General features: G+C 51.5%; 20 protein-coding genes. 6 read left to right on the top strand and 14 right to left on the bottom strand.

The features are described from left to right. The first annotated feature begins 249 nt into the window (after nt 1-249). The gene (locus tag EFB08_RS14290) at nt 250-4,371 is read left to right on the top strand and encodes a T9SS type A sorting domain-containing protein (RefSeq protein ID WP_165864906.1); all 4,122 of its coding nucleotides are present in this window, start codon (nt 250-252) and stop codon (nt 4,369-4,371) included. 191 nt (nt 4,372-4,562) lie between these two features. On the opposite strand, the gene EFB08_RS14285 is transcribed toward EFB08_RS14290, so the two are convergent. The 3 genes from EFB08_RS14285 to EFB08_RS14275 all read right to left on the bottom strand — a co-directional run bounded on the left by EFB08_RS14285 (nt 4,563) and on the right by EFB08_RS14275 (nt 6,686). Next, the gene (locus tag EFB08_RS14285) at nt 4,563-5,477 is read right to left on the bottom strand and encodes a TIGR01777 family oxidoreductase (RefSeq protein WP_123127623.1); all 915 of its coding nucleotides are present in this window, start codon (nt 5,475-5,477) and stop codon (nt 4,563-4,565) included. A 143-nt stretch (nt 5,478-5,620) separates the two neighbouring features. Continuing rightward, nucleotides 5,621-6,286 (bottom strand): GTP cyclohydrolase I FolE, encoded by a 666-nt coding sequence (gene folE / locus EFB08_RS14280; RefSeq protein WP_123127622.1) that lies wholly within the window; start codon nt 6,284-6,286, stop codon nt 5,621-5,623. Continuing rightward, complete coding sequence (locus tag EFB08_RS14275; RefSeq protein ID WP_123127621.1) at nt 6,279-6,686, bottom strand: 6-pyruvoyl trahydropterin synthase family protein; 408 nt, start codon at nt 6,684-6,686, stop codon at nt 6,279-6,281. The genes folE and EFB08_RS14275 overlap by 8 nt, the downstream gene beginning before the upstream one ends. Before the next feature lie 143 nt (nt 6,687-6,829). On the opposite strand from EFB08_RS14275, the gene EFB08_RS14270 reads away from it, so the two are divergent. Together EFB08_RS14270 and EFB08_RS14265 are read left to right on the top strand one after the other, a co-directional pair. Next, the gene (locus tag EFB08_RS14270) at nt 6,830-7,588 is read left to right on the top strand and encodes a DNA repair ATPase (RefSeq protein WP_123127620.1); all 759 of its coding nucleotides are present in this window, start codon (nt 6,830-6,832) and stop codon (nt 7,586-7,588) included. 246 nt (nt 7,589-7,834) lie between these two features. Further along, nucleotides 7,835-8,755, top strand: coding sequence for a bestrophin family protein (locus EFB08_RS14265; protein ID WP_123127619.1), 921 nt, complete (start codon nt 7,835-7,837; stop codon nt 8,753-8,755). Between the two features lie 95 nt (nt 8,756-8,850). On the opposite strand, the gene EFB08_RS14260 is transcribed toward EFB08_RS14265, so the two are convergent. The 5 genes from EFB08_RS14260 to EFB08_RS14240 all read right to left on the bottom strand — a co-directional run bounded on the left by EFB08_RS14260 (nt 8,851) and on the right by EFB08_RS14240 (nt 14,016). After that, a complete protein-coding gene (locus EFB08_RS14260; RefSeq protein WP_123127618.1) occupies nt 8,851-9,705 on the bottom strand; it encodes a pirin family protein in 855 nt (284 codons plus the stop codon). A gap of 84 nt (nt 9,706-9,789) precedes the next feature. After that, nucleotides 9,790-10,614: a Cof-type HAD-IIB family hydrolase gene (locus EFB08_RS14255; RefSeq protein WP_123127617.1), complete on the bottom strand. Its 825-nt coding sequence runs from the start codon at nt 10,612-10,614 to the stop codon at nt 9,790-9,792. Nucleotides 10,615-11,266: 652 nt separating this feature from the next. Next, on the bottom strand, nt 11,267-12,019 hold the full coding sequence (locus EFB08_RS14250; RefSeq protein WP_123127616.1) for a M48 family metallopeptidase: 753 nt from the start codon (nt 12,017-12,019) through the stop codon (nt 11,267-11,269). 192 nt (nt 12,020-12,211) lie between these two features. Further along, on the bottom strand, nt 12,212-13,090 hold the full coding sequence (locus EFB08_RS14245; protein ID WP_123127615.1) for a YkvA family protein: 879 nt from the start codon (nt 13,088-13,090) through the stop codon (nt 12,212-12,214). A gap of 284 nt (nt 13,091-13,374) precedes the next feature. Further along, nucleotides 13,375-14,016 (bottom strand): C40 family peptidase, encoded by a 642-nt coding sequence (locus tag EFB08_RS14240; protein WP_123127614.1) that lies wholly within the window; start codon nt 14,014-14,016, stop codon nt 13,375-13,377. A 288-nt stretch (nt 14,017-14,304) separates the two neighbouring features. Between EFB08_RS14240 and EFB08_RS14235 the strand changes: the two genes are divergently transcribed. After that, nucleotides 14,305-14,658 (top strand): hypothetical protein, encoded by a 354-nt coding sequence (locus tag EFB08_RS14235; RefSeq protein ID WP_123127613.1) that lies wholly within the window; start codon nt 14,305-14,307, stop codon nt 14,656-14,658. 104 nt (nt 14,659-14,762) lie between these two features. On the opposite strand, the gene EFB08_RS14230 is transcribed toward EFB08_RS14235, so the two are convergent. Together EFB08_RS14230 and EFB08_RS14225 are read right to left on the bottom strand one after the other, a co-directional pair. Beyond that, on the bottom strand, nt 14,763-15,389 hold the full coding sequence (locus EFB08_RS14230) for a thioredoxin family protein (protein ID WP_123127612.1): 627 nt from the start codon (nt 15,387-15,389) through the stop codon (nt 14,763-14,765). 14 nt (nt 15,390-15,403) lie between these two features. Further along, nucleotides 15,404-15,916, bottom strand: a complete 513-nt coding sequence (locus tag EFB08_RS14225) for a TlpA disulfide reductase family protein (RefSeq protein WP_123127611.1) — start codon at nt 15,914-15,916, stop codon at nt 15,404-15,406. An 88-nt stretch (nt 15,917-16,004) separates the two neighbouring features. Here EFB08_RS14225 and EFB08_RS14220 point away from each other — a divergent pair, with 88 nt between their 5' ends. Beyond that, nucleotides 16,005-16,562 carry a type 1 glutamine amidotransferase domain-containing protein gene (locus tag EFB08_RS14220; protein ID WP_123127610.1) on the top strand — a complete coding sequence of 186 codons (558 nt, stop codon included), beginning with the start codon at nt 16,005-16,007 and terminating at the stop codon, nt 16,560-16,562. A 157-nt stretch (nt 16,563-16,719) separates the two neighbouring features. On the opposite strand, the gene EFB08_RS14215 is transcribed toward EFB08_RS14220, so the two are convergent. Beyond that, a complete protein-coding gene (locus EFB08_RS14215) occupies nt 16,720-17,355 on the bottom strand; it encodes a porin family protein (protein ID WP_123127609.1) in 636 nt (211 codons plus the stop codon). 176 nt (nt 17,356-17,531) lie between these two features. On the opposite strand from EFB08_RS14215, the gene EFB08_RS14210 reads away from it, so the two are divergent. After that, on the top strand, nt 17,532-18,434 hold the full coding sequence (locus tag EFB08_RS14210; protein WP_123127608.1) for a histone deacetylase family protein: 903 nt from the start codon (nt 17,532-17,534) through the stop codon (nt 18,432-18,434). 78 nt (nt 18,435-18,512) lie between these two features. On the opposite strand, the gene EFB08_RS14205 is transcribed toward EFB08_RS14210, so the two are convergent. The 3 genes from EFB08_RS14205 to EFB08_RS14195 all read right to left on the bottom strand — a co-directional run bounded on the left by EFB08_RS14205 (nt 18,513) and on the right by EFB08_RS14195 (nt 20,720). Further along, entirely contained in the window at nt 18,513-18,731 is a 219-nt protein-coding gene (locus EFB08_RS14205; RefSeq protein ID WP_123127607.1) for a hypothetical protein, read from the bottom strand. Nucleotides 18,732-18,868: 137 nt separating this feature from the next. After that, on the bottom strand, nt 18,869-19,618 hold the full coding sequence (locus EFB08_RS14200; RefSeq protein WP_123127606.1) for a methyltransferase domain-containing protein: 750 nt from the start codon (nt 19,616-19,618) through the stop codon (nt 18,869-18,871). Beyond that, on the bottom strand, nt 19,611-20,720 hold the full coding sequence (locus EFB08_RS14195; protein ID WP_123127605.1) for a type III polyketide synthase: 1,110 nt from the start codon (nt 20,718-20,720) through the stop codon (nt 19,611-19,613). Before EFB08_RS14195 ends, EFB08_RS14200 begins: the two co-directional genes overlap by 8 nt. Between the last annotated feature and the right edge of the window lie 208 nt (nt 20,721-20,928).

Here is a 20,928-nt window from a genome sequence, read left to right as displayed (position 1 = left end):
CTGTTTATATTCTCTTTCGCAGTACCTGCGAGGGCTCTCACTTCACTTTATTTACCTCTGATTCTCTTAATAGATTTATTTATAGAGGTTTAAAGTCGCGTCCAAATTGTACTAAGGCGTCATGTGTCCATGATTCCTTGCCCCTTGATCTTCCACCCACCACGCGCCATGAACCCTACCAAACCCATTCTTTTAAGCTTAGTTATTTTATTTTCCTGTCTTGTTCCCAAAAGCTCGCCTGCCAAGGCATTGCCTGAAGTAAAACTGAAAGTTGCCTCCAGTAAATCGTCTATCAGCAACGGAGCTGGCTTTTCTTACCGGCTTATCAATGATTTAGAGAAACTAGCACCTGCTTACTGGTCAGCCATCAACAACCCCTACGTGGAGGAGCCCTTAAAACTGGAAACCAACAGTGCAGCCGGTCCTAAAGGCAGAACACCCGCAGTCATCACCTTTAACACTCTTCCAGCCAAAAAATATGGTGACCTCCCGTTTGTGGTAACTGCCACTAGTACCAACCCCAATACCGCTATCACGTTTGCATCCTCTAACACAGCGGTGGCTACCGTGGCCAATACTACCCAGGGCTGGAAAGTGACGATCAAAGCGGCTGGCACCGCCAATATCATCGCCTCTCAGGCCGAGGGTGGGAAATTCGGCGCCGCTGCTCCGGTAAGCAGAGCTTTAGTGGTTTCAACTATTCCGGCGGTAATCACTTTTGGAACCCTTCCTGCCAAAACGGTAGGAGATGGACCCTTTCTTTTGATCGCTACCAGCACCAATACCACCACGCCTATTTCTTTCACTTCCTCCAACACCGCCGTTGCAACCGTTGCCAAGACCACCGAGGGCTGGAAAGCAACCATTATAGGAGCAGGTACCGCTAACATCGTAGCCACACAAGCGGCGGGCGGCAACTATTCGGCGGCGGCCTTGGTAAGCAGGGCGCTTACGGTAGCCCCTGGGATTACGGCTCCCGTTCCGGCGGTGATTTCCTTTCCCACACTGGTGGCTAAGAAGTTTGGTGATGCGCCTTTCTTCTTGCAGGCTACCAGTACCAACACCGGTACACCTATTGCTTTTGCTTCCTCTAACCCGGCAGTGGTAAGTGTAGCCAATACCACTGAAGGCTGGAAAGCCAGCATTATAGGTGCCGGTACCGCTACCATCACCGCATCTCAGGCAGCAGGTAACGGTTACGCCGCCGCTTCCAATGTTAGCCAAGTACAGGTAGTGGCTGCTATTCCGGCCGTTATTACTTTTGCGCCTTTGCTCCCTAAACTGGTGGGGGATGCGCCAATCCTTTTAACGGCCACCAGCACTAACACGGGCACTCCAATCACCTTCGCCTCCTCCAATTCAGCGGTGGCTACGGTAGCCAATACGCCTGAAGGGTGGAAAGCAACCATCGTAGGCGCAGGAACTGCTACAATTACGGCCTCCCAGGTAGCCGGTGGAAACTACACGGCAGCGGCTAGTGTCTCCAATTCTTTGGTGGTGAACGAAGTAGTGGCTACCCCATCGGTGATCTCGTTTTCTGCCTTGGCAAGTAAAAAGGTGGGGGATGTGCCCTTTCTATTAACCGCCAGCAGCACCAACTCTGTAACACCTATCACCTTTGCCTCTTCTAATGCTTCCGTTGTAACGGTCGCAAACACCATGGAAGGCTGGAAAGCCACTATTGTGGGAGCGGGTACCGCCACCATTATTGCCTCTCAGGCAGCTGGGAACGGATATGCCGCAGCCACCAGCGTAAGCCAGCCCCAAGTAGTGTCTACCATTCCGGCGGTCATTACTTTCAACGCGCTGCCTGCAAAGACAATGGGTGACGCTCCCTTTCTGCTAAATGCCACCAGCACCAATACTGCTACCCCCATCGCGTATACTTCTTCTAATCCTGCCGTAGCCACGGTGGCCCAAACCACCGAAGGTTGGAAAGCGACCATTGTTGGAGCCGGTACTGCTACTATCACCGCCTCTCAGGCAGCAGGCGGGAATTACGCCTCGGCCAGCCCGGTAAGTAGAGCCTTGGTGGTTTCCGCTCCCGTAGAAACAGTAACTCCGCCTTCTCCCGAGGCTTTCGTGCAGGGGGTTATTCCATATAAAAGCTACTGGGGGTACCACAAAGACAAAAGCAACCAGAGCATAGACAAACTGTTCAATGGCGTAATCAATGAAACGGTGCACATGGGTACCTCTGAAATGTTACCCGAAGCCGATATAGTGCTGAATTTTCCTGACGCTATGGAGGTGGAGTTGCAGAAGATCAGCTTCTACGATGGCCAGGGCACTATTCCTGTAGGCTATGAAATTCAGACCATTTATGTGGAGAAAGGAACAGGTAGAGAGATTGTGGGGCCATCTTACAACGGTAGCAAGTTCAACTACTGGATTGACCATGCGCTCACCACTCCTATTAGGGTAAGTGCCGTTATCCTTCGCAAAAAGAAAGGCGTACGGTTGCCAGATGAGATCAGGTTATACGGGAAATACAAGCCGTACACGCCTCCTTCCTTCACCAAGCCAGCCTACCCTTTGAAAAGGATGTTAGGGATTAACACCTATCCCGCTGACAACGCCAGTACCATTGCTGAACGGTTGGTGCAGAAGATCAATGCCATCGCTCCGTATCACGTGGTAAGGGATTATGTAGACTGGGAGATTCTGGAAACCAACCTGGCGGGGGAGTATGCTTTCCAACCCACCATGAAAGGAAACTGGAAACTAGACGATATCTACGCCCGCCACAAAGCCAAAGGCAAAGAAGTGCTGGTGTGTATCAAGAACATGCCCGGGTGGATGTTAGCTACCTACCCAACCGCCATCAGAGATGCTGAAAATGCCCCTATGCCTTACAAAGCCAGCTATACAACGGTAAGTAGCACAGGTTCCACCAACTACTTCAACGAGCAGTACAACGCCGACAAGCAGAACCCTGCCTCTTACGTGCAGGTAGCCAAAGTTGCCTTCCAGTTTGCGGCCAGATACGGGTCCAACACCAGCCTGAACCCAGCCCTGGTGAAAACCAAAAGCATCGTGAAGATCGGAATGAACCTGATTTCCAAAATGGAGGCCAATAACGAACCAGACCGGCACTGGAAAGGCCGACAGGCAAACCAAACCAGCGATGAATACGCCGCCTACCTAAGTGCTTTCTATGACGGCCACATGGGAACGTTGGGCGCCGATGTAGGAGTGAAACAAGCCGACCCGAACATGAAAGTAGTGTGTGCCGGTATCGCTTCCACCAAAACGGCTTTCTACCAGGGCATTGTGGACTGGTGTAAGAAATACAGAGGCTACCTGCCCAACGGGAAAGTGAACCTGTGTTTTGATGAGATCAACTACCACGCCTACAACAACAACTTTGACGGGGAGCAGTACGCCGAGGGTACCCGGGTAGGAGTGGCTCCTGAGCTTTCCCTAGCTCCTTTGAACATCAACAAGTTCCACCAGATCAACAAAGAGTTTATTGGCGACGGCGATATGCCCATCATCATCACTGAGACGGGCTACGACTGGAATAGCACCACCCAAGGCACCAAAGTGATTGGCAGCAAAGACAAGTTTCAAGTGCAGGGCGACTGGATCCTGAGAAGCTCTCTGGATTATGCCATGGCAGGTTTGTCGGGTTTGTATTTCTACCAATTGTATGACGATCCCAGCGGCTCCATCACCAACACTACCCAGTACGCTACCAGCGGCCACGTAGACCGCGTCACGTTTGTACGCCGACCCGCCGCCGATTACATGGGCCAGGTTTGGAAGTACTTTGGGGATTTTGTGCCGGTAGAACGCCTGAGCAAAGACCCAAGGATTGACAAGTACCGTGACAATGCCGGAAGAGAGATGTACGCCGCTTGGATTCCGGATGACGAAGACCGCCGCAGTGATTATACCCTCGCGTTGGGTACCGATTCAGCAAACGTGTTCTACACCCGCATCGGGAGCGATTCCATGGAAGTGGTGAAGGTGAAGACGGTAGCCGGAAAACTGACCGTAACCGTAACCGAAACGCCCATCTTTATCCTGGCTACCGGGCAACCGGTGTTTCCTACGGAAATGGGCACCACCAATGCGCCAATCGCCATAGCCCCACAATTGACAGTAGAAACAAAGCTGAACATCTTCCCCAACCCGTTCTCCAGAAATACCACCCTTGAATTCCAGGTAGGAGAGACTAGTGAAGCTGTGCTAGATGTATTCGATTCACAGGGCAAGTTGGTGAAACATCTCTTTGTGGGAAAAGCGGAAAGTGGGGTAGCCCAAACTATGCAGTTCAACGCAGGTAATTTGCCAAACGGCGTCTATATCGCCAGGCTGACTACGGGCAAGAAGACCATTTCCAAGAAGCTTTTATTGATGAAGTAATTACTTTCAAGTCAAACCCTGAGATGTTTTCTAAGGGTTTGGCTTAGGTTTAAAAATCGCCTTCAATCTCTCTTTATCTTCAGAAAAGAAAGAGAGTCGTTTTAAGGCAGTTTTTGCGAAAACGGCTCAAAAAAGAAATCCCTCGTTGGTCTTCGCCAGCGAGGGATTTCTTTTTACATGGGTTAAGCTGGTTAGCTGTTCTTGTCATACAAAGACTCCAGTGCTTCCTGAATATCATTGTATTCAAAGGTGAAACCGGTCTGCAGTACTTTGGTGGCGCTTACGCGGGAGCTGTTCAACACAATCTCACTCATCTCGCCCAGCATCAGTTTCAGGCCGAAAGCCGGTACATTGGGAAATACCATCGGCTTGTGCATGACTCTGGCCAGGTTGCGGGTGAGTTGCTCGTTGGTGGCTGGGTTAGGAGCCACAGCATTGTACACTCCTTGCATGGTTCGGTCCTCGATGGCTTTGATACACAGACGGCACAAGTCATCAATATGAATCCAGGACATGTATTGCTTTCCGGAACCCAGAGGGGCCCCGGCCAGCATCTTCACCGGTTTGGCTATCTGGGGCAGAGCCCCGCCTTTGTTGCTCAACACAATCCCGATCCGGAAGATCACCGTTCTGATACCCAGGTTATGCACCTGCCAGGAGGCGTTCTCCCACTGCTTGCAGACCTCGGCCAGGAAATCTGAGCCGTAGGTGCTTTCCTCCATCATGAGCCGATCGCCGGAGTCACCGTAGATGCCCACCGCCGATGAGGCCAGGAAGCCTTTCACGTGGTGCGTGGATTTCTCCAGGTACTGGCAAAGCAGGTTGGTAGAAAGGATGCGGCTGTTCAGGATCTCCTTTTTACGGGCAACGGTCCATTTCTCCCCCGAAACGCTGGTACCGGCCAGGTTGATGATGTAGTCGGCGTAACGGATGGCGTTCTCATCTATGTAGCCCTTCTGTACATCCCACTTAAAGGTTTTGTAACGGGCATATTTATCCGGTGTACGGCTCAATAATGCTACCTCGTAGCCACTGTCAATTAACATCTCTGACAGGCGTGTTCCCAGTAAACCGGTGCCCCCGGCAATCAATATCTTATCTGACATGTTGCGTTCTCTACAGTCTAGGCCCAGAAATGCTTATACGATAAAAGGTATAATTAGGTAAGGCCGCTACTTTTAGTTAGAGTAGTGAATTGAAAACACCGTGTTGATCTGAAAAATTCATCTTTCCAGCTATTCCTTTTGGGTTACCCATTGCGCCTGATGGCCTGCAAAAACTCCAGCCGATAGGCATCTTGCTCAAACAAACCAGAGTACTCAGAGGTGATGGTGCTGCTGCTGACATCGTTTACGCCACGGCTCATGACGCAGAGGTGATCGGCCTCAATGTAGACGGCCACGTTATCGCTTTTGAGCACGTCGCGCAGTTCCTGGGCAATCTGCCGGGTGAGGCGCTCCTGCACCTGTGGGCGGCGGCCAAAATACTGCACAATGCGGTTCAGCTTAGACAAGCCAATCACGTGCCCCTCGGGGATGTAGGCCACGTGCGCCTTGCCAATGATGGGCACAAAGTGGTGCTCGCAGCTGGAGTAAAGGGTTATGTTGCGCTCTACCAGCATCTGGCGGTAGCCGTATTTATTTTCAAACAGGCGTGCGACCGGGCGGTTCTCTGGGTTAAGACCGTCAAAAATCTCTTTCACGTACATCTTGGCTACCCGGCGCGGCGTGCCTTTGAGGCTATCATCTTCCAGGTCAAGGCCCAGCAAGGTCATGATCTCCCGGAAGTGGTGGGCTATGCCGTCAATCTTCTGCTCATCAGTGAGGTCAAACGCGTCTGCGCGCAGGGGGGTGTCTAAAGAACCGGCCACGTGCTCTTCTGCGGGATCTTCCTCGTTCCAATCCCTTCTATCCATGGTATTCAACAAAGTTTCTTTCGGTTTCAAATAAAGTGATGGACAACGCAAGGTTCTCTGGAAGGTGGGGGCGTAAACGCTGCCAGATCACTACGGCGATATTTTCGGCGGTGGGATTTAGTTGCTGAAACTCCTGGGTGTCCAAATTCAGGTTTTTGTGGTCAAATTTATTTAAAATTTCTGCTTTTATAAGAAGGCTCAGCTTTTTCATGTCATAGACATAGCCGGTGTCTTGGTCAATGGGGCCTGTGAGCTTCACAATAAGGTCATAGTTGTGCCCATGGAAATTGGGGTTGTTGCACAGCCCAAAGACGTTTTGGTTCTGTTCATCGGTCCAGGCGGGATTGTAGAGCCGGTGGGCAGCATTGAAATTCTCTTTTCGGCAGACGGTCACATTCATAAGGCAGAAAACAGGAGTTGGGGCAATTTAGTTTTCATTTACAGTTTTACTACTATACGAGGTCCCTATAAATTTGCCTGAAGGAAAGAGTGGCTGCTTAGAAAAGCGCTAAATTTGCGGCTTATAACTTTTAAGAAGTACACATGAAAGGCACACGTACGCGGGTAGTGGCAGTAGCTTGGCTGCTGATGTTTTGGGGAATGGCAACTTCGGCCTTGGCGCAACGCGCTACGGTAGAGGAAACCGATATGGAAATAAACGGCGTCAGCCGAAAAGGGCAGCGCCTGATGATTCAGCTGGACAGCAAGGTGGTGGAGAAAGCGTGGCCCATCTACCTCAAGGAAAAGTCCGGTGGTGTGGTGAAAGGGCCGTCCATGCTGCCCACGGCCAAAGCCCAGGCCGGCAAAGGCATCTATACAGTGGAAAAAGGCAAAATTGACACCATCAGCGGGAACGCACTGCGCATCATTTCCAAAGTGGAGGCCACGCCCAAAGGCACCCTGTTGTGGTGGTCGCTGGACATGGGCAACGCCTACCTGAACAAGAAAGTAACTCCCGCGGAATGGGCCCGCAGCGCCGCGTTTCTGCAGCAGTTTGCCCGAAACCTCTACAAACAAGACGTGCAACTGCAGATCACTGATGCCGAGAAAGTAGTGGTGAACACCCAGGCCAAAGCCGACCTGGTAGTGCGGGAAGCGAACGAAATACAAACCAGAATCTCCAAGAACCAGCAGAAGAAACAAGAATTGGAAGCCGCCCTGGCAGCCAACGCAAAGGAACTGGAGCAACTAAACAAAGAAGCAGAAGCGAACCTAAAGCTGCAGGCGGCCAACAAGAAGGAAATCGAAAGCATGCGCCATGCCGTGGAGATTGTGAAAGCCAAGATGGATAAGATTGATTAGCTGGTTAGCAGAAATAAAGCAGGCGGGCCCGATGTAGTTTTACATCGGGCCCGCCTGCTTTAGGGGTGTTTTAAAGAAATCAGCCTTCAAACGGGAGAGGGGTTTTCGGGCCGATTCCGTAAAAGAGGGGTGAAAACAGAAAGCAGGCAGTAACCAAGGAGAGAAATCAATGGGTGAAATTTGTCACCCGTACTTGTACCTTTGCGGGCGCAAACGCTGGCCAGTAGGGAAAGCACCACGGGAATCATGATTATAAGAGAAAGAGAAAATTGGCTCAGAATGCTCTTCGTCTGGAAGGGTTCTGTGCTGCCAGACATTCTGCCGCGGCTGGGCGTGCTGCTGTTGCTTTCTGCGGCAGTGGTGTTTTTCAAGGGGAGGATGTTTGACTACAAGGTTCCGCTGAACCCGGCGGCGTTTACCTTGCTTGGGGTTGCCTTGGCTATTTTCCTGGGTTTCCGGAACAACGCCAGCTACGAACGCTTCTGGGAAGGCCGCAAACTCTGGGGAGCACTCCTCATTGATACCCGCTCGCTCACCCGGCAGGCCCTTACCATGTCTGGCTATGCGGCTTCTTCGCCCGAAGCCCTTTCGTTTGTGCGCCTGCTCATCGCCTTCGCCTACGCGCTCAAGCACCAACTGCGCAAAACAGATCCCGAGGCAGATTTTCAGCGCCTGTTGCCGCAGGAGTTAACCCAAAGATTAGCCAAAGCCCAATTCAAGCCCATTCTGCTACTTTTGGAATTAAGCAATTGGGTGCAGGCCAGCAAAGAGGCCAGCCGAATAGATTCCATCACCCAGGCGGCCTTTGACCACAACCTGAACCAACTCTCTAATATTGTGGGAGGCTGTGAACGCATTGCCAGCACGCCCATCCCGTATACTTACAACGTGTTGCTGCACCGCACCGTGTACCTGTATTGCTTCCTGTTGCCGTTCGGGTTGGTGGATAACATCGGGTGGATGACGCCTTTGATTGTGGTGTTTGTAGGCTACACCTTCATGGCCCTGGACTCCATTGTGACCGAGATCGAAGAGCCCTTCGGCCTGGAGCCCAATGACCTTGCCCTGAACACCATCAGCCAGACCATAGAAGCCTCCCTGCTGGAAATGGCCGGCGAACCCGTTCCCCCCGCCTTAATCCCGAAGAAGAAGTTTATCCTGGACTGATTTCCTCATTTAGGAGACCGATAGAAACAGCATTCCCGCTTTAGAGCCGTTTTCCTGTAAACGGGCCTAAAGCGGGAATGCTGCTTTTGAGATAATCAATGGTTCCAGGAACCGAATTTGCCTTGCTGATAATCTGCATACGCCTGGTGGATCTCAGCCTGGGTGTTCATCACAAAAGGGCCCTGCGCCACCACCGGCTCGTTGAACGGAACCGCGTGGCCAAATAAGAGGACGCTGTCCTCGGTGGCTTCCACTTCCAGTTCTGATGCGTCGTTATGAAACTCTACCAGGTTTCTGGCGGGCACCTGCTGTCCATTGACCGTCAAAGTGCCTTTGATGAGGTAGAAGAAAATGTTCCGCTCGGCGGGTACCTGCGTCGCCAGTTTTCCGCCGGCCTTGAAATACATGGTGCTGAGCACGATGTCTGACAAAGTCTCAAATGCACCGGTATGGCCGTCCCAAGTTCCGGAAACCAGGTTCACAGTCACGTTGCCATCGTCCAGGGTAAAAGACGGAATGCTTTCTTTTTGGAGACCTTCGTACCGAGGCTCGGTCATTTTCAGTTTAGCCGGCAGGTTCACCCACAGTTGCAGAATCTCTAAAGGTCCGCCGGTTCTTTTGAACTCAGAAGAAGAAACCTCGGCGTGAATCAAACCCCGGCCTGCCGTCATCCACTGCACCCCGCCCGCCGTGATCACACTCTCATGTCCGCCGGAGTCTTTGTGCATGATGTCGCCCTCCAGAATGAACGTGACGGTTTCCATGCCCCTATGCGGATGCGGTCCGAACGGAAGCCCTCGGTTATTGGGTTTGTAGACCTGGTGCCCGTGGTGGTTCAGAAACAAAAACGGGTCAATCTGCTGCAGGCTGCGCGACGGTAATGGCGAATACGTGACAAGATCCGCGATGGGCGAATACTCGGCTTTATGGATTTTCTTGATGCTTCTCATGAAGGTTCTTTGGGTGAAGTGCTATATACGCAAACCTGGGCAGAGAAGTAGGCGGGTCCGATTTCCTTCAGAAAAGTAAGGCTGTTATAAGCAATGCTTCTCAATGGCGATGGCAACCCCGTCTTCAATGCTGGGCGCGGTCACTTCCTTCGCGGCGGCTTTGGCTTCGTCACGGGCGTTTCCTACGGCAATCCCGAGTCCCACGGCTCCCAGCATCTCCACATCGTTGTAATTGTCCCCGAATGCCATCACCGATTCCATCCCGAATTCATAATGGTTTTTCAAAAGCAGCTCCAAAGCGGTAGCCTTGGAAATAGTCTTCGGGGCGATCTCCAGGTACCGGTCGTTGGAGCGGTAGATGTGCAACTGTCCGCCGAATCTGGGGTTCAGGGCTTCCCACAACTTCTGGATCTCCTCTGCGTCGCCCATGCACATGACCTTATGCGCCCCGGTAGAAGTTTCTTGCCACTCCTGCAGTACGTCCTTGATGGGAGAAATGGTAGGTTCCACTTTGGTGTGCCTGATTTCCCGCTCGGTCCACTGGTCTACCTGCGGCGCGTGCCAGTCATCGTTCTGGTACAAACTCACGTTGATGCTGGTGCCTTGTGCCAACTCTGCAATCTCCAGGCAAACGGAGGCAGGAATCTGCACGGTGTCCATTACCCGTGGTTCCTGGGTTGAATCATCATACAACAGCACGTAACCGCCGTTGAAACAGATCATAGGGTGGTGCAGAATACCCAGTTGTTCCTGCAGATGGCGCACCGCGCTCGGCATACGGGCCGATGCCATGATAAACGGAAGGTTTTTATCTAAGCGTTGGATGGTGTCAATGGTTCTTTGGGAAAGCTCGCGGTCTTTGTTCAGTAGCGTGCCGTCAATATCGGTGCAAATGGCGCGGATGGTCATGGAAAAGAGGGATGGTTATTTTGGTAAAGGTACGGGTAGGGATTAGGAATAGAAGAAAGAATTTAAAGGTGTTGTTGCTTCCGCTAAGTTTTGAATGGCTGCATTGTCTGTTGTGAACGCCGTGGCTGGTGTTTTTACTTAAGGGTTAAAACTGCTTGCTAAGCGCGTGTCCCCCTTTGAAGGGGGTAGGGGGATGACTTCTTCTGCTGATTTTTTCAAAGCCTTTACTTCCTACTGTCTTCCTTACCAAGCCTCGGGGCTGGAGTTGCTTCCTGCTGGGGTTTGTCACTTTTCTCCTTGATGAGAAAAGTAACCAAAAGAATCAAGAAGAAAAGAAACTCGCTGACGCTCAGACAGTCTTTTCTTCTCTTGAGAGTACCACCTGGCTGAAGTCCTCTGTTCCATAGTTCACGTAGGGCACTACCATTTGAACAGGTATTGCTTGCGTCAGGGCGTGTCTCGGCCTCACGTAAGCCTTCGGCACGACCTGACGCAGGTTAAGGTGATTCTTTTTGAACTGTTGCTACTCCTTCCTTCGCTGCGCGTAAAAGTGTTTTCCCTTGTGCCTAAAACCGTTTTTAAAGTTGGTTTCAGAAAAGCAGGCAAAAACTACAGGGCTCTGGCCACTCAGGACTCAAGACTCAGAACTCCTTTAATAAACCTGAAGGCGGTACTTTTTCATCTGCTTGTCTAGGCCGCGGGCGTCGCCGCTGATTTTGTCTAGCAGGGCCCAGAAGCGGGGGCCGTGGTTCTTTTCTACGGTATGGGCCAGCTCGTGGAGGATCACGTAATCGCAGAGGTGTTCGGGCAGGCGCATGAGGTGGAGGTTTAGGTTGATGTTGTTGGTGTGAGAGCAGCTTCCCCAGCGGGTTTTGGCATTCTTGATGGTCACCTGCTGGTACGAGAAACCAAACTGACGGGCAAAATGGGCCACGCGCTGAGGCAGAAACCGTTTGGCTTCCTGGCGTAAGGTGTATTCCACGGCATTCCGGATGTAATCCTGCACATCTGGGTGTTGCCAGGTTACCAGTTCGGGGTACCAGACATACAGCACGCCATCTTTGATGCGGCTTTTGCAGTGCGGCAACGGGTGCTGTAATAGCAGCAATTGGTGAAAACGGGTCTTAAACTCAACATCCGGCGAGAATAGCGTTTGTTGGTGTTGCTCCTGTTGCTGGGCAGAGAGGTGCTTTCTGATCCAGGGGGCCTTTTCCTGGACAAAGGCTTCGGCTTGGGCTAGGGTAGCCCGTTTGGGTAAGGTGACCCGCACGCCTTTGCCGGGCTTAATGCTTATTCTAACGTATTTGGCGGTTGCGCTGGGCACGAACTGTACCAGACCGATGGTATCTATCTCCTTCTCCAGAATCCCCGCGGGTAGGGCTGGGCTGCTTTTCTTCCTCTCCATATCTCCTGCAAAGATACAGCCTGCCAGGCTATTTTGCATTATTCAATATCAAGGCTCCTGCAAAGCCAGAAACAAAAAAAGACGCCTCGCAAGAGACGTCTTTTTTAAAGGCTTTATGAAAAGTTTGGTATGAGATAATTTTACATTCTCTCAATCATTCAATCTCTCAATCATTCAATCTCTCAATCAAATCTACCGCACGTTTCCGCCGTGGTCCATGTCATAGCTGTTGCTGCTAGGCACACGGGTGCTGTCGGTGGTAGAGGCCCGTACGTTGGGCTCCCCGTAACCGGTAGGTACGCCATGGTCAGTAGGGGCGGCGTCATGGGTAGCAGTTGGGTCGATTTCCTGGATAGGGGTGCCTTCCACGGAGTGGTAGCTGGTTACCGGAATGTCGTTTTGGGTAGGGATGATTCCGCCGGTAGAGCCTTGTGAACCCGAAGGATTGTTGCCGAGGGCTCTGTTTGCTTCTCCGTAAGTGGGGTTCTGCTGAGAGCCAGAGGAACCTACGCCGCTGGAAGAAGGAGCCATGGTACGGCTATCACCATATTGACCGGCAGCCTCGTTTTCATACTTAGGCGTGTGGGCCGAGGTATCAACGTTTGCAGACGAGGTAGCCATTACTCCAGTGTCAGTGCTGGCAGTTCTACCGGGTTGGGTGCCCTCCCAAGCGTGGAATTTGTCCATCTCGGTTTTGATGCTGGTCATGAACCAGGCCAGCAAACTTACATCGTCCAGCAACCCGATCACCGGAATCCAGTCAGGAACCATGTCAATGGGCGACAGGAAATAGATGAGTACCGCTACCCCCATGATCACTGTGTTCTTTGGAATTCCGTGGTACTCCCCAGAAACCGAGGCCTTGATCATGCGGGTGAGGGTAGAAAGACTTTCCACTACCTCGGCGGCAATGGTCCCAAAGTCTTTTTTCTCGCTCGCTTTCTGGTAGGCATCGTTCAGGAGCTGCTTGATACGCAGGGGTTGCCGCACGTAGTCCTCGGCTTTGTGGAGGAATCGCTTGAAGAACGACGATTCATGCGCGTTCTTGTTATTGAAGGTTTCGTTTTCCATATAGAGTTGACGTTAAAATTGCAGGCCGAAAAACCAGTACGCTTCCGCGCCCGAGGCGAAGTAACAAAAATAACCGGGGAACAGAAAGATTGGCTACCCTCCCGAAGGTACTGGTCTGTAACATATTTTATACTCGCTTCGCCATAAATAGTTAGTAGCGGCTGCGGTAATTTCAGGAGTTTTCAGCGGGTTTTCCTTAAATCAGCCCTGAAACAGAAAACAAAAGAAAACGCCTGCCCCCAAGATCAGGAGCAGGCGTTTTGAAAACGAAAAGCAGCGGAGGGTTACAGGGCTCTGCCGGCTGCGTAAAAGTTCTTCTTATAGTAAGGCGACATCAGGGAGTTGATCATCACTCCGCCTTTGGAGGCAGCATGGATGAATTTTCCGTCTTCTAAGTAAATGCCTACGTGGTAGATGGGTTGGCCGGGGCCGCGGCGGAAGAAAACCAGGTCGCCGGTTTCCAGGGCGTTTTTAGAGACTCTGTTCACTTGGTGGAACATGGAGCGGGAGCTGTGGGTGAGATTGATGCCGTACACTTGTTTGTAGACTTTGCTCACAAACCCAGAGCAGTCGGTGCCGCGTTGGGTGTTTCCGCCGGAGCGGTAAGGAGTCCCGATCCATTCAGATACGGTTTCCAGTAATGCTTTGTCTTCATCGTAGTCCAGATGGAGGCCCAAAGACTGGGAGTAGTAGTTGTAGAAGAGAGAGTCTTTGTAAGAAAGGCTTTTCTCTCTTGCTGCGGCACTGACTGGGTCAGAGGAGCTGAAATTGTTGTGTTCCAGAGCCCATTCCTGAAGCTGTTCAGTAGGGGTGATCACAAGAGATTCTTCAGAATAGGTGGTGGCTGAAGAAGGTTGTACTTCATAGAAGAAGGACAGAAACGCAGAGCCTAAGGCTAGTGCAGACAGAATGTAACTTTTCATCATCTGTTTTAATGGTGAAACATCGGGTGGTACCGGCTGCAGCAGAGACCACTCGCGGCCCTTCCAACTGTCAGCGTCCAGAGACGCCCAAAAAACAGGAAGAAAGCCCTTTTACCGTGAGTTTGTTGATACCCAACATATTCTCACTATTTCAAAGGTAAAAATGAAACCTTTGAAAAACAAACTCGTAAAAGCGCTGTTTTAGTATTTAAGAAGGAAAAGAAAAAGGAGAAAAGGGAAGAATGTAGCCTTACGGGCTTGTTTGCGTATAAATTGGCAAAACAAAAAAGGATGCAGCTGCCGGAAAATAATCTGAAAATTATTGAGCAATCACCCTTTGCCCGCATTGCCCGCTGGGTTTTGAAGACCTCCAACGTAGCCATGGTGCTGGGCAAAACTATACACTTAAGCGGAGTTTCCAAAGAGATTTTTCTGCAGGATACCCCTTGGGTGGCCCATGAACTGTGCCATGTGCGTCAATTTCAGGAACATGGCTATCTCCGGTTTTTGTGGCTGTACTTTGTAGAGTCTTTGCGGGTAGGATATTACAACAACAAATACGAGGTAGAGGCCCGGCTGGCCGGAACAAAGCAGACGCATTTGGTCAGGAACCAATCCAAGAATCCGCCTACAACTTCGGTTTAATAGCTAAATAGGATTATATCTATTTGTGCATAAAGAAGCCGTTTCGGGGCTGTTTTCTTTGAAACAAACCCGAAACGGCTTCTTCGTTTCAGCAGCGGAAAATTTTAGCTGTTGTTACGCCACTTAATGGTACAGCCAATGGCTTTGGTGCTGGCCTGGGGCACGGCTTTGCCCGAGAGTAAATTGTCAAGAGCTGCCTCCACATACTTCTTTTGCACCTTCTCAGGGTCTCCAGAATTATCATCGATGGCCCCAATGTACGACACCTTCAAATCCTGGCCTGCGCGGGTAAGCACGTAGACGTGCGGAGTGCGGGTGGCCCCGTACCGCTTGGCTATTTCCTGCGTCTCGTCATAGAGATACACAAACGGGAAGTTCTTGTCTTTGGCTCGTTTCTGCATCTGGGCATAGGAATCACCCGGGGAGATGTTCACATCGTTGGGGTTGATGGCAATGACCGGGTATCCTTTGGCCGCGTATTTCTTATGCAGCTGAATCAGGCGATCTTCGTAGAGTTTGGCGTACGGGCAGGTGTTGCAGGTAAAGGTCACGATAAAGCCTTTGGCCTCTTTCTGATCACGGAGAGATACCATCTGGCCGTTCACGTTTTTCAGCTTGAAATCAGAGGCGGTGTCACCTACCTGGTAGCCGCCTTCGGCTGCTTTGTAGGCAGAGGTTCCCAACAGCGTGAACACGCTCAGGAGAAGGAGTAAGAAGTAAGGTTTTTTCATAAGCGGGGGTTAGGTTAAGGGTTTAGGGAAAACTTAGAAGTCATGAAGTCCTGGAGCTGGGCCAGGGTGATGGGTTTCTCCAGGAAGATCCGCTGCTTGCGCGAATTGTTCACCAGCAAAGTAGCCGGGATAGCCCCGCTCCAGGAAGGGTCTACTATGTCTATCCAGGCGTTCTGGTCTGGTTCATCCAACAAGAAAACCTTACTCTGCAGCTTATGCCGTGAGACAAAAGGCACTACTTTCTTTTCCAGGTCCTTGGCAAAGTCCATGCTCACCAGCACTACCTGCACGGGTTTGCCGGCATACTGCTTCTGGAGCGCCTCAAAGCTGGGAAGTTCCTCAATGCAGGGCTTGCACCAGGTGGCCCAGAAGTTGATGACATACGTGGTGTCTGATTTAGAGTTAAGGTATTTCTGCAGGTGCGGCAGCTTGGCCAACGGCACTTTCTGGGCCTGGCCTACCGCCGAGCCCGCCAGCAGAAGCCCGAAGGCAAAAAGGCAAAAACTAAAAATTCTTCTGAGGGGCATAAAGGTGCTATTAATCATCCAATGTAACGATTCTTGTGATGGCAAAGTACAACCATATACGATTTTAACTTATAGTTAACAAAAGAGCATGACACAAAAGTTAACAGGCAAGAAGATTGCCATCCTGGTAGAGAATGGATTCGAACAGGTAGAACTGGAAAAACCAAAGGCCGCGCTGGAAGAAGCCGGTGCCGAAACCCACATCATCTCTCCGCAGTCAGGTAAGGTGAAAGCCTGGGCCATGACCGATTGGGGCAAAGAATTCACCGTTGACAAAGAACTCAAAAGCGCGGTGGCCTCAGATTATGATGGTTTGCTGCTGCCCGGCGGCGTTATGAACCCAGATTACCTTCGGGCCAATGAGCAAGCCGTAGCCTTTGTGCGGGCCTTCAATGACAATGGCAAACCCATCGCCGCCATCTGTCACGGTCCCTGGACCTTAATTGAAGCCCAGGCGGTGAAAGGCCGACAGATGACCAGTTGGCCCTCGCTCAAAACCGACCTCACCAACGCCGGAGCCAACTGGGTAGACCAGGAAGTAGTCACCGACCAAGGCTTGGTGACCAGCCGCAAACCCGATGATATTCCCGCGTTCAACAAGAAAATGATTGAGGAGTTTGCCGAAGGAAAGCACGACCGTTCCTAGCTTAAAAGGAAAACACCTGAGCCGATGGATTTTCCTCGGCTCAGGTGTTTTAAGGGTGTTTAGGGGAAAACAGCCCTGAAACAACAAAGATCAAAACAAAAAAGGTGCTCTTTGCAGAAGCACCTTTCCGTTTAAACCTTTTCCTGAATAACGCTAGTTAAAACCCTACGCCTAAGTAGATTTGGAAGTTTCCTGCCCGGATGTCATTCAACGCGCGGTTCGCGTTCGCCTCATCAAATTTTCCAATATCCTCAAGGCTGCGGTAGTACCGTCCGCCCAGTCTGAAGATGAACACCTTGGCTTCAATGCCGGCAGCGGCGCCGTAGTCAAAAGAGTTGAGGCCTTCTTTGTCTATCTCTTTGTCGTTTTCCTTGGCGGTCAACATCACGCCCACCTGCGGACCGGCATGGATGCTGATATTATCGGTAAGGCTGAGGACGCCTAATACCGGAACATCAATATAATCGAACTGGCGTTTTGAATCGGCGGCGTTCACCTCGCGGCGGGTATAAAGCGCTTCGGGTTGGATGGAGAATACCCGGGAGACACTGAATTGGGAGTAGAAACCGGCGTGCCAGTTGGTAGAGGATTTCAGGTTGTCCAGGGCATCTTTGCCATCGCCCTGCAAGGCACTGAACAACACCCCGCCTTTCACCCCGAAACCGCTGTTGGTGCGTTCGCCTCCGCCAGACTCTTCGTTGTGGTTAATGACGCCTCTATTGAGAACGCGCTCCTGCGCCTGTGCCGCTTCAAAGAATAATACACTTATTAAAAGTAAACAAAGTTTTTTCATAGTAGGTAGTACATTTGGTATAGGAAATTTAAACCCTGCAGTGAAAACCGGGTTGTTCTCTTATACTAACTCCTGCTTATAATGTTGCACCCTGCCCTTCGTTCCCAAACAAAGGTGAACAAGAGGTAAGCTTCCAGAGAGGTGAGAATAATCCTAAAAATGTTCCTGTTGTCTGTATGTTGAAAATAGCCTGGGCCCCCGAGTACGCGCACCCTCTCCCCGAGAACCACCGGTTCCCGATGCTCAAGTATGAACTGCTACCCCAACAGCTTTTGTACGAAGGCACTGTAACCCAGGAAAACTTCTTCCAGCCATCCCCCTTGTCCGAGTCCCGCATTGAACGGGTGCATGAACGTGGTTATTGGCAAAAGCTTCGTAACCTGGAACTCACGCCCTCTGAGATAAGGAAGACAGGCTTTCCGTTGTCAAAAGAACTGGTAGACCGCGAGGTACTCATCATGGGTGGCACCGTACAGGCTGCTGAGTTTGCCTTGGAGTTTGGCGTAGCCATGAACATTGCCGGCGGCACGCACCACGCCTTCACTGATCGGGGTGAGGGTTTCTGCTTGCTCAACGACAATGCCTTGGCTGCCCAGTACCTGCTGGATGAAGGGAAAGCCCAAAGGATTCTCATCGTGGATCTGGATGTGCACCAAGGCAACGGCACGGCCCAGATTTTTGCGCAAGAGCCAAGGGTGTTCACGTTCAGCATGCACGGCGGCAACAATTATCCCTTGCACAAAGAAACCTCTGATCTGGACGTGCCCTTACCCGACGGAATCACCGATGCCGCATACCTGCAGCTTTTAAGCGAGCACTTGCCAGGTTTGTTGGACCGTTTTCAGCCCGATTTCGTGTTTTTCCAGAGTGGGGTAGACGTGCTGTCCTCCGACAAATTAGGCAAACTGGGACTGACCATTGCCGGTTGCAAAGAGCGCGACCGCCTGGTGCTGGAGGCCTGCCATCGGCGGGGCATACCCGTTTGCGCCAGCATGGGCGGGGGCTATTCTACCCGTATTGCTGATATAGTGGAGGCCCACGCCAATACTTATCGGTTGGCCCAGCAGATTTTCTTTTAAGACGATAGAGGGTAGGCGCTAGATGTTAGATTTTCTGGTTTAGGATCTAACATCTAGCGTTAAACAACTACTATCTAATTACGTGCGGGTTTTAAGTTTGGAGTCTTGGTTTTTGAAGAAGGGAAGGGAGCGTTTCAGTGACAGGTAGATGACTGGCACCAGCAGAAGCACAAAAAGTAAGTAGATCATCGCCTTCATGCTTTCAGAAAACAGACTGATGACCATGGCTGATAAAAGGATGGAGGCTACCAGAAGCAGCCAGAACTGAATAGAATGGTTGGAGGAACTTCGGCCCATGAGGAAAAATTTGGTGGAACAATACGCGAAGGCAACAGCATCAAGCAGTTTTCTTCGCTTTTTAAAAGCAGTGTACTCCGTATTTATAACCTCTAAAACTTTGAATAAATACGTTTATTGTTCTATTTACCAGTAAGTTACAAATTAAAACCTTTTTGGTGCCCTTTTTCTGAAACCGGCCCGAAAATAATTTGCCACCTAAATGCCCACCGCCAGCGCAGTTGGTAGGTGGTAACTCTGGCCCTTTCCAGAATCCGTTGCCAGTCTGCCTTGGAAAAAGCGCGTAGCACCGAGAGCGGGGCATCGTTCTTGACCAAATACGAACGAGAGAAGATTTTGGTCAGCCCCTTGATGGAATGGTAGGCCAGCGGGTGCCGGTGGATGTCATTGATGAGCACCGCTACCCGTACCTGACGGCTCAGTTGCGCCAACAAACCGGCGAGGGCATCGTCCTGAAAATGGTGCAGGAAAAGGCTGCAGATGACCACATCGAACCGCTCCTGGGCGAACTCAGGAGAGAAAACATCGAATTGGCGGTATGTGATTTCAGGGTAGGCTTGGCTCAGGGAAGCGCTGTATTCCAGCATAAAGGCATTGGCGTCTATGCCCACCAACTCCACTGCCAATTGATTCTGGCGCGCCCATTGGGCTACCATGCGCAACGTGTCTCCGCCACCACTGCCCAGATCGGCTATTTTCAGCTTCTTATCCGGAAAAAAGGTGAAAAGCGGGCTCTTTAAAAGTTGGTTCAAGCCGTTCCTGACTACTTCATGACCGCCTAGCCAAACGTTGATGAACTCCAGTTCCTGCAGGTTGCGGCGCAGGTCATCGCTGGCCAGCGTGAGATCATCCATCAGCTCGGTTTCCGTGGACCGCTGGCTAAACATAGTGTACCGAAAGCAGCATGGATTCAAGGGTAAGCCCCGGCCCGAAGGCAAAACTGAGGATAGGGGCCTCGTGCCGGTTAGGTTTCAGGTCCTGCCACAGCGCCTGCAGCACAAACAGCACTGTGGCCGATGACATGTTCCCGAACTGCCGTAACACTTGGTACGCGTGTCGGTTGTCTTTGGTAGTTAGCCCCAACGCCTGCTCTATCACCTCCAAGATTTTACGCCCGCCGGGGTGAATGGCAAACAACTCAATCTCCTCCAACTTCAAATTCAGTTTCTGCAGCAGCGACTGAGTCAACTGCCCGATGCCTTGTTTGATCAGAGCCGGTACGTAGGAGGAAAGCGTCATCTCGAACCCGAAATCGTGGATGTGCCACGCCATGTCTTTATGCCCCGAGGGAGCTAGATCGCAATGAAAGGCATCTACGCGGAGCGATAAGGGCGATAGCGGTTTGGGGCTCACCACCACGGCCGCGGCACCGTCCGCGAAAAGGGAGTTAGACACCAGATGGTCGCTTTCGGGCTGTTTTTGGAAATGGAGGGTGCAAAGCTCGGTGCAGACAATGAGCACGCGGGCATGGGCATCGGCGCGGCAGATGGTATCGGCCGCTTTCAGGGCATTGAAGGCCGCATAACAACCCATGAAATAGATACACGTGCGCTGCACCTGCGTGGACAAGCCCAGGGCCTCCACCAGTTCAATATCCAGGCCCGGGGCGTACATGCCCGTGCAACTGACGGTGATGAGGTGGGTGATCTGGCCGACCTCCAGGTTGGGTAGTTGGGTCAGGCACTCCTGCGCCGCTTTAACGGAGAGCGGCAGCGCGGCCTTGCGGTATTGCTGCATCCGGTCTCCTACGCTGGGGAAAGGTTCCAGGCCCGGCGTGTTGGGATAGAACTCGTATTCGCCGTTTTGGCGGCCGTAGTCTGGCAACGCAGTATGGCGTTGGTCTATGCCCGAGACCCGGTACAGCGCTTTCAGCTTGCGCGTGTCCTGCTCGTTCAACTGAAGGGCCTCGGCCATAAAATCAGCGATTTGTTGCTGAGGAAAAGCATGCGGGGGATTAGCCGTGCCGATGGCGCAGAGATAACTCTTCATATGTTAAGTATAAGCAAAAAAGCGGCAAGATGTTTATAGCGTCTGGTGGTTTTACCAAGATGTGCTACGGGAAGAGAAGTGTCGCCGGCTGTTATTTGAATACTCTTAACGTTGGTTTGGGGTTGTGGCTCCTAGGCTGGAAAGCAGGTCTTCTAAAGAAACTTGGTGTATATAAGAGATTGGCCGAAGGCGTTTTACAGATGTTTTA

The organism is Rufibacter latericius (genome assembly GCF_003721515.1).
In the GTDB taxonomy this organism is placed as follows: Bacteria; Bacteroidota; Bacteroidia; order Cytophagales; family Hymenobacteraceae; genus Nibribacter; species Nibribacter latericius.
The sequence above is the reverse complement of the archived record's forward strand: the minus strand, read 5'-3'. Positions and strand labels throughout refer to the sequence as shown.

Coding starts and splice junctions, on each gene's coding strand:
- EFB08_RS14195 (WP_123127605.1), bottom strand. CDS start 20,720: ATGAAGAGTTATCTCTGCGCCATCGGCACGGCTAATCCCCCGCATGCT.
- EFB08_RS14250 (WP_123127616.1), bottom strand. CDS start 12,019: ATGGAGAGGAAGAAAAGCAGCCCAGCCCTACCCGCGGGGATTCTGGAG.
- EFB08_RS14255 (WP_123127617.1), bottom strand. CDS start 10,614: ATGACCATCCGCGCCATTTGCACCGATATTGACGGCACGCTACTGAAC.
- EFB08_RS14225 (WP_123127611.1), bottom strand. CDS start 15,916: ATGCCCCTCAGAAGAATTTTTAGTTTTTGCCTTTTTGCCTTCGGGCTT.
- EFB08_RS14275 (WP_123127621.1), bottom strand. CDS start 6,686: ATGAATGTGACCGTCTGCCGAAAAGAGAATTTCAATGCTGCCCACCGG.
- EFB08_RS14270 (WP_123127620.1), top strand. CDS start 6,830: ATGAAAGGCACACGTACGCGGGTAGTGGCAGTAGCTTGGCTGCTGATG.
- EFB08_RS14205 (WP_123127607.1), bottom strand. CDS start 18,731: ATGGGCCGAAGTTCCTCCAACCATTCTATTCAGTTCTGGCTGCTTCTG.
- EFB08_RS14220 (WP_123127610.1), top strand. CDS start 16,005: ATGACACAAAAGTTAACAGGCAAGAAGATTGCCATCCTGGTAGAGAAT.
- EFB08_RS14210 (WP_123127608.1), top strand. CDS start 17,532: ATGTTGAAAATAGCCTGGGCCCCCGAGTACGCGCACCCTCTCCCCGAG.
- EFB08_RS14200 (WP_123127606.1), bottom strand. CDS start 19,618: ATGTTTAGCCAGCGGTCCACGGAAACCGAGCTGATGGATGATCTCACG.
- EFB08_RS14240 (WP_123127614.1), bottom strand. CDS start 14,016: ATGATGAAAAGTTACATTCTGTCTGCACTAGCCTTAGGCTCTGCGTTT.
- EFB08_RS14245 (WP_123127615.1), bottom strand. CDS start 13,090: ATGGAAAACGAAACCTTCAATAACAAGAACGCGCATGAATCGTCGTTC.
- EFB08_RS14265 (WP_123127619.1), top strand. CDS start 7,835: ATGATTATAAGAGAAAGAGAAAATTGGCTCAGAATGCTCTTCGTCTGG.
- folE (WP_123127622.1), bottom strand. CDS start 6,286: ATGGATAGAAGGGATTGGAACGAGGAAGATCCCGCAGAAGAGCACGTG.
- EFB08_RS14230 (WP_123127612.1), bottom strand. CDS start 15,389: ATGAAAAAACCTTACTTCTTACTCCTTCTCCTGAGCGTGTTCACGCTG.
- EFB08_RS14285 (WP_123127623.1), bottom strand. CDS start 5,477: ATGTCAGATAAGATATTGATTGCCGGGGGCACCGGTTTACTGGGAACA.
- EFB08_RS14260 (WP_123127618.1), bottom strand. CDS start 9,705: ATGAGAAGCATCAAGAAAATCCATAAAGCCGAGTATTCGCCCATCGCG.
- EFB08_RS14215 (WP_123127609.1), bottom strand. CDS start 17,355: ATGAAAAAACTTTGTTTACTTTTAATAAGTGTATTATTCTTTGAAGCG.
- EFB08_RS14235 (WP_123127613.1), top strand. CDS start 14,305: ATGCAGCTGCCGGAAAATAATCTGAAAATTATTGAGCAATCACCCTTT.